Origin of the sequence: Candidatus Accumulibacter vicinus, from assembly GCF_000584955.1 — a bacterium.
GTDB classification, from domain to species: domain Bacteria; phylum Pseudomonadota; class Gammaproteobacteria; order Burkholderiales; family Rhodocyclaceae; genus Accumulibacter; species Accumulibacter vicinus.
In genome coordinates this window covers 37,398-43,851 of record NZ_JDSS02000051.1, presented here as the reverse complement: position 1 = coordinate 43,851, position 6,454 = coordinate 37,398, and the positions used below count along the sequence as shown (strand labels likewise).

The 6,454-nt window shown below is 60.7% G+C and carries 7 protein-coding genes; all 7 read right to left on the bottom strand.

The window, feature by feature from the left end:
• Positions 1-274: 274 nt before the first annotated feature.
• The gene (locus CAPSK01_RS24190) at positions 275-676 is read right to left on the bottom strand and encodes a hypothetical protein (protein WP_273704183.1); all 402 of its coding nucleotides are present in this window, start codon (positions 674-676) and stop codon (positions 275-277) included.
• A complete protein-coding gene (locus CAPSK01_RS20145; RefSeq protein WP_273704182.1) occupies positions 677-1,909 on the bottom strand; it encodes an oligosaccharide flippase family protein in 1,233 nt (410 codons plus the stop codon).
• A gap of 93 nt (positions 1,910-2,002) precedes the next feature.
• Positions 2,003-2,260, bottom strand: coding sequence for a HypC/HybG/HupF family hydrogenase formation chaperone (locus tag CAPSK01_RS20140; RefSeq protein WP_034931057.1), 258 nt, complete (start codon positions 2,258-2,260; stop codon positions 2,003-2,005).
• A 13-nt stretch (positions 2,261-2,273) separates the two neighbouring features.
• A complete protein-coding gene (hypF, locus tag CAPSK01_RS20135; protein WP_034931054.1) occupies positions 2,274-4,574 on the bottom strand; it encodes a carbamoyltransferase HypF in 2,301 nt (766 codons plus the stop codon).
• A 1-nt stretch (position 4,575) separates the two neighbouring features.
• Positions 4,576-5,595 carry a hydrogenase nickel incorporation protein HypB gene (gene hypB, locus CAPSK01_RS20130; RefSeq protein WP_034931051.1) on the bottom strand — a complete coding sequence of 340 codons (1,020 nt, stop codon included), beginning with the start codon at positions 5,593-5,595 and terminating at the stop codon, positions 4,576-4,578.
• A gap of 29 nt (positions 5,596-5,624) precedes the next feature.
• Complete coding sequence (gene hypA, locus CAPSK01_RS20125; protein ID WP_034931048.1) at positions 5,625-5,966, bottom strand: hydrogenase maturation nickel metallochaperone HypA; 342 nt, start codon at positions 5,964-5,966, stop codon at positions 5,625-5,627.
• A partial coding sequence (locus CAPSK01_RS20120; RefSeq protein WP_273704181.1) for a nickel-dependent hydrogenase large subunit occupies positions 5,959-6,454 on the bottom strand: 496 nt, incomplete at its 5' end. The genes hypA and CAPSK01_RS20120, both read right to left, overlap by 8 nt.

The following is a 6,454-nucleotide window of genomic DNA, read 5'->3' as shown; positions in this document are numbered from 1 at the left end:
ATTGATTGATTTCTTCTTCCGGGGTTCTTGCTTTGTTGCCCTTCAACATCATTGCGCCAGTCGCGGTGCAATTCACAAGCCACTGCAAACCAGTTCAATAATTGCGCACCTGCTAGGGCATAGCCTTATACACAACTCATCTGACATCATAAATATCGATATGAAACAATAAGTTACCGAATTGCATAAAAATCTGCTCGTTTGAGCATGTTTCATCGAAAAATCAACGCTTTAGATCACTTTTTTGCTCATGCTGAATGAGTTGTGTATAAGGCTATGCCTTAGGAGTGGAGTGCGGGTCTATCCCGTGGGTGTGCGAGTAAATGGTCACGCCTTCCGAAATCAAAGCATGTTCCCTGATCAACACGCCGCCGGTATGATCGATTTTTACCCCTCGATTGATCTGCACCCGATCCTCAAGGAAGAGATTTCCGTCAATGGTCTCCGACACCAGGGTGGCGTCACGGCAGATCAGACAATGCTCACCGACAGCGACTTGCCTTGGGTTTTCGATCGATACGCCCATCTCGACAAGGGAATTCCGGCCCAGGCGCAATAAATGCAGCTTCCACCACCAGGTGTTTATTTTATTCCCGATCCTCCTCATCATCCGGAATGGCAGGCGTACAAGCGCGAGGAAGATACCGCTTCTCTGCAACAGGTAGGATATTGACATTCAGCCCATGCCTTTCCGGAGCGTCATGAGGAGCAAACCCAGAGATGCAGCCAATCTTGCACCCATGCCTATCGCCAACGCCCATGCGATGCCATTGATTCCGCCTGCGCTCCCGAATCCGGCAACGGCGATGCATACGGCCAAAATGGCCAGCCAGTTTGCCAGCAACTGGTGTCCAAACCGACGGGCAGCGTTCAGCATGCACCCTGTCAGGCCGGCAGCGTACCATAAGATACTGGCCAGCATGACGATCACGAAGCACGGCTGATACGCGATGTATGGCTCGCCATAAACAAATCCCAGCAATTGCTCGCCATAAAGAACCGATACGATCAGGCCACACACTCCGACACTCGAACCCAACAGAACCGCCGTCAGGCCAACGCGACAAAATTCGGACCGTTCCTTATTCGCAAAATGCCGGGCCATTCGCGGAGTTGCCGCATTTCCCAAGGCGCCGGCAACGGTCCCGCCGGCCACCATCAGATAAGCAATGGCGGAGAAGTATCCTAATTGTTCGAGGCCAAAAAAAAACTCGACTGCATAGCGGGTGATGTTCGGCGTCAATGAATCAAGCAGTGCAACGAAACCCAGCGGAAAAACGACCTTGAGCAAACCAGTGCATTGCGAAGAGCGGGTCGGATGTTCGGTTCCGGTAGCCAATAGATTTCGCAGGTTGCGTGCATCGAAAACGACCAGAATTGCCAGCCATACCGACAAGACAACCCCGAGCGATTCGGTCAGCGACCCGAGGTAGTAATAAGCCGGTACCAGCAGCAAGACCGTACTGACTCCCCGCAGGATTAATGACTTGGAGATCAGGTCATTGCGCTCGTTCTTCTGGAAGAATCCGTAACAGACATCACTGAGTGACTCCACCGATTTCACCAGTGAAACCATGATGATGGCGATCAGTACATCGCTTTCTGTCCTGTACAGGAAAAAGGCCGCAAATGAAATGATGACCAGTGCGGCGGTGCTGGAACAGACACGCAACATGAAATAATCTTGCGTGTCAAATTGATGTTTCTGATCGGTGGCAATGGCCACCCGCAAATTCATGCCAAGAAAAAGCATGACCGGCGCAGAAATGGCCAGGGCAAGCGAATAGATGCCGACGTCCCGAGCATTTCCCAGGCGGGCAATAATGATCAGCATCAACCATTGACACAACGCATAAACAATGTTGCCGACAAGACTCCATGAGAAGTTCTTCCGCAAGGAATTAGCCATTCACGCCCCGATCACAAGAAGGCCCGTGGGTCTTACCCAATTTAACAGGAGGGGCTTTCGACAAGCTCAGGCCGAACGGTGCAGGTCACTGATTTACTGGATCGCTCCACCTGCAACGCCAGCCTCCCGCAAAACGGCTTCGCCGAGTTCGGCAAACAGCGCCAGGGTTTTTTCGGCTTCTTCCGGATCGAGCCGGGTCAGCGCGTAGCCGACATGCACGATCACGTAGTCACCGACTGCGACATCTTCTACGAGTGCCAGCGAAACCTCCTTGCCCACTCCGGCCACATCGATCAGCGCCCGCTCGTCGGGCCGCAGTTCGACGATCCGGCAAGGCAGTGCAAGACACATGCTCAGCGCTCCTCTAATGGCCCAGCAGATGCTGCAGGGCGATCCAGGCCTGACCGACCGACAGTCCGCCATCGTTGGGCGGCACCTGGCGCGCTTCAACAAGTTTGATCCCTTGCGCACCGAGGCGAGCGCGCAAGCCTCGCACCAGCACCTGGTTGAGGAAACAGCCGCCGCTGCCGACCACCGCCTTTTCGCCAGGCGCCAGGACCCGCACCCAGTCGGCAATGGCGGCAGCCAGCGTGGCATGGAACAGCGCGGCGCCACGCTCGGCATTCTTTTCATCCGCGAGTACCGCCAGCAGGGGCAACAGGTCAAGGCGGCCCTGTGCGATCCGCCAGCCCTGATCGAGCGGCAGAATGTCGCCGTAACACTGCGCCAGGCCTTCCATGAACATCGCCGCCTGCCCTTCGTAAGCCATTACCGACCGGATGCCGAGCAGGCCGGCAGCGGCATCGAAAATCCGGCCCATGCTCGTCGTCGGCGGACACAAAATGTCGCTCGCCAGCATCTGCGCAACGGCCGGCGCAGCCTGCTGGCCGATAAAACGTTCGCTGATTTCGCGGTTGCGGCCGAGTTGGTGCAGCACGGCCGCCGCCATTCGCCACGGCTCGTTGGCGGCGCGGTCGCCACCCGGCAGCGCGAGCGGCGAAAGATGGCCAAGACGCTCGAAGCGGGCGCCGTCAACACGCAACAATTCGCCACCCCAGGCCGCGCCATCGGTCCCGAGGCCGACGCCGTCGAGCGACAGCGCCAGGTGTGCGCCCTGCATGCCGTGTTCGGCGAGCACTGCCGCAGCGTGCGCATGATGATGCTGGACGCCCAACAGCGGCAGGCGACGCTGTTGGGCAAAGTCGGCGGCAAAACGCGTCGAATGAAAATCCGGGTGCAGGTCGTGCGCCACGATCGCCGGTTCGGAGCCCAGCAGTTTCAGCAATTGCGCGACATTTTCCTCGAGGAAATCGCAAACGGCCGCATTGTCGAGGTCGCCGACATGTTGCGAAACGTAGGCCTCATCGCCACGGGTCACACAAATGGTGTTCTTGAACCAGGCGCCGACCGCCAGCACCGAAGGTCCGGAGACCGGCAACCTGATCGCGCGTGGCGTGTAACCGCGCGCGCGACGGATGAATTGCAGACCGCCGGTGGTAATCCGCGCGACGCTGTCGTCGCAACGCGTGACGATATCGCGGTCGTGCATCAGAAAAGCGTCGGCAATCCCGTAGAGACGCAGCAGGGCCTCGCTGTTGCCGATCACCAGCGGTTCGCCACCGGGGTTGGCGCTGGTCATGACCAGCGCGAGATCCTGCGAACGCTCCAGCCAGCCGACCCCTGCCGGGCGTTTGGCGGCCTCGTGGAAAAGCAGGAACTGCACCGGCGTGTACGGCAGCATGACACCCAGCCAGGCCAGGCCAGGGGCGACACCGGGCAGCGCGTCATCGCAACCGCCGCGTTTGCGGAGCAGAATCGCCGGGCGTGTCGGCAGCGCCATCAGACCCGGTTCGCCGACGCCGATCTGGACCAGCCGAGCGGCCGAAGCGGCGTTCGCCAGCATCACCACAAAGGGTTTCTCGTCGCGCTGCTTGCGCTCGCGCAGCAAGGCGACGGCGACCGCGTTGCGGGCGTCACAGGCCAGATGAAAACCGCCCAGTCCCTTGATAGCGACGATCTTTCCCTGGCGCAGCAGGGCCAGGGCGGTGGTGATCGGGTCATCGGGCAGGCGGTGTCCTTCGCCGTCGAGCAGAAACAGATGGGGCCCACATTTTGGGCAGCAATTGGCCTCGGCATGAAAACGCCGGTCCTCGGGCCGGCGGTATTCATACTGACAACGGTGACACATCACAAAGGGTTTGAGGCTGGTGCGCACACGGTCGTAGGGCAAGCTGCGGCTGATGGTGTAGCGTGGCCCGCAGTTGGTGCAATTGGTAAAGGCATAACGCCAGCGAGGGCTGCCGGGGTCGAACATCTCGGTCAGACAATCACGACAGACCGCCGTGTCGTGTCCGATCATCGTCGCGGCCCGACCGCTGCGGCTGTCGATGATCACGAAGCCTTCGCCGACACGCGCCGAGACCGTATCGCGGGCGCTCACCGAGCTGATCCGGGCCAGCGGTGGCGCGTCAAGTTCCAGACGCTCGATGAGACGCCGCACCTGTGCAGCGGCGCCGCGGACCTCGATTTCGACACCACGCGAATCGTTGCGTACCCAGCCCGCAAGACCCAGTTCCCTGGCCAGTCGCCAGACGAAAGGACGAAAACCGACGCCCTGAACGACACCGCTGACGCGGATGTGCTGACAAACGATGGACTCGGACATCTCAGCCTCCCGCTGCCAGCCGCGCTTCAAGTTCGGCGATGCGGCGCTGCAGCGACGCCATCGTCACCCGCTTCTGCTCCCGGCGTGCGCTGCAGCCGGCGCGTAGCCAGGCCAGCCACTGCTCGCAGCCCTCCCCCGTCGTTGCCGACAAGGGGATCACCTGCAATGCCGGATTGACCTGGCGGGCATAAGCGATCGCCAGATCGCTGTCGAAGGAAACATGGGGCAGCAGATCGACCTTGTTGAGCAGCATCAGTGAAGCCGCATGAAACATGTTCGGATATTTGAGCGGTTTGTCTTCGCCTTCGGTGACCGACAGGATCACCACCTTGCAGGCTTCACCGAGATCGAATGCGGCCGGACAGACGAGATTGCCGACATTCTCGATCAACAGCAGCGAGTCGTCGGCCGGAGCCAGTTCGTGCAAGGCATGGCCGACCATATGCGCGTCAAGATGGCAGCCCTTGCCGGTATTGATCTGCAGCGCGGCAACGCCGGTGGCGCGGATACGTTCGGCGTCGCGACTGGTCTGCTGATCGCCCTCGATGACGGCGATCGACAGTTGTCCCTTGAGTGCCTCGATGGTGCGGCAGAGCAGGCTGGTCTTTCCCGAGCCGGGGCTGGACACCAGATTGAGCGCGAAAATCCCCTGCTCGTCGAAGCGCCGGCGGTTCTCGGCTGCGTAGCCATCGTTCCTGGCAAGAATGTCGCGTTCGATCTGTATCAGCCGCGACGGCGTCGTTGCCGACCCCTGCGCAGCCGCCGAGGCATGCGCATGCGCGTGGGCAGCGTCGTGCTCATGGTCATGCGCATGAACGTGCCGCTGGCCATCGGCGTGGGAATGGACCTGCCCATGCCGAGCGCCGACGGCGCGGTAGCTCATCTTGAAAGGAACCTCCCCGGTGCCCTCGCCAGGCGGCGAAGCATATGCCGAGTCGGTTGCCGGTGTCTTCGCGTGCGCGGACCATGCCTTGCCATCGACGTGGATCTCGCCGGTGCCACAACCGCAAGTGGTACACATCTCTGTGCTGTCTCCTCATTGTTATTCGTTTATTCGACTTCCAGTTCCTTCACCCGCATCCCGGTCCCCCCGGTCGCTTGCACCGGGTGCCCGCCGCAGGCTGGACAAGGGTCGTACAGAGCCGCAAGCGGCACCGTCATATTGCAATTAAAGCATAAACCTTGGCCGGCGACCTGGATGATCTCGAGGGTGGCGCCTTCGGCGATGGTGCCGCGGCTGACGGCATCAAAACAGAAGCGCATCGCCTCGGCTTCGACGGCAGCCAGCGCACCGATTTCGAGTTGCACCAGGCGGACGCGCCGAAACGACTGTTCGCACGCAGCGTCCTCGACGATCTGCAACACCCCCATGGCCAGCGACATTTCATGCATCGACAATCCTCAATTCCGAGGGTACGCACGGATCGAGCGACAGGGCCAGGCGAGCCGCCCTGATCCGTGCGTCGTCGCGGGTCTGTGCCGGACAACTAGACATCTCGCGGAAAAATGCGCCTTGCGGATGAAAATTCCATTCGGTCGGCGCAATGATCTGATAGTGGTCGACGCAGTCAGCCGCGAGATCGATGCGATGAAGCAGGGTACCCCGTGCCGTTTCGACGCGTGCCAGACCGCAACCGGCCGCGACGGCCGTGGCATCGACGAGGGCCGACAGACGCGACGGGTCAGCGAGTCCTGCCGCCAGCCAGCGCAGTTCGAGCAGGCGCGCTGCCAGGCGGGCCTGGACGCGCTGGCCGTCGGCAAGCAGGAGGGCCACCCCAGGGTCGCCAGCGTGTCGAGCCAGAACCCCGGTTTCCGCGGCCTGACCGGCAAAAGTCGGCAGCGTGGCGAAATCCTCACGATCGATCAGCGGCGCCCACTCG

Coding starts and splice junctions, on each gene's coding strand:
- hypB (WP_034931051.1), bottom strand. CDS start 5,595: ATGTGTACCACTTGCGGTTGTGGCACCGGCGAGATCCACGTCGATGGC.
- CAPSK01_RS24190 (WP_273704183.1), bottom strand. CDS start 676: ATGTCAATATCCTACCTGTTGCAGAGAAGCGGTATCTTCCTCGCGCTT.
- hypF (WP_034931054.1), bottom strand. CDS start 4,574: ATGTCCGAGTCCATCGTTTGTCAGCACATCCGCGTCAGCGGTGTCGTT.
- CAPSK01_RS20145 (WP_273704182.1), bottom strand. CDS start 1,909: ATGGCTAATTCCTTGCGGAAGAACTTCTCATGGAGTCTTGTCGGCAAC.
- CAPSK01_RS20140 (WP_034931057.1), bottom strand. CDS start 2,260: ATGTGTCTTGCACTGCCTTGCCGGATCGTCGAACTGCGGCCCGACGAG.
- hypA (WP_034931048.1), bottom strand. CDS start 5,966: ATGCATGAAATGTCGCTGGCCATGGGGGTGTTGCAGATCGTCGAGGAC.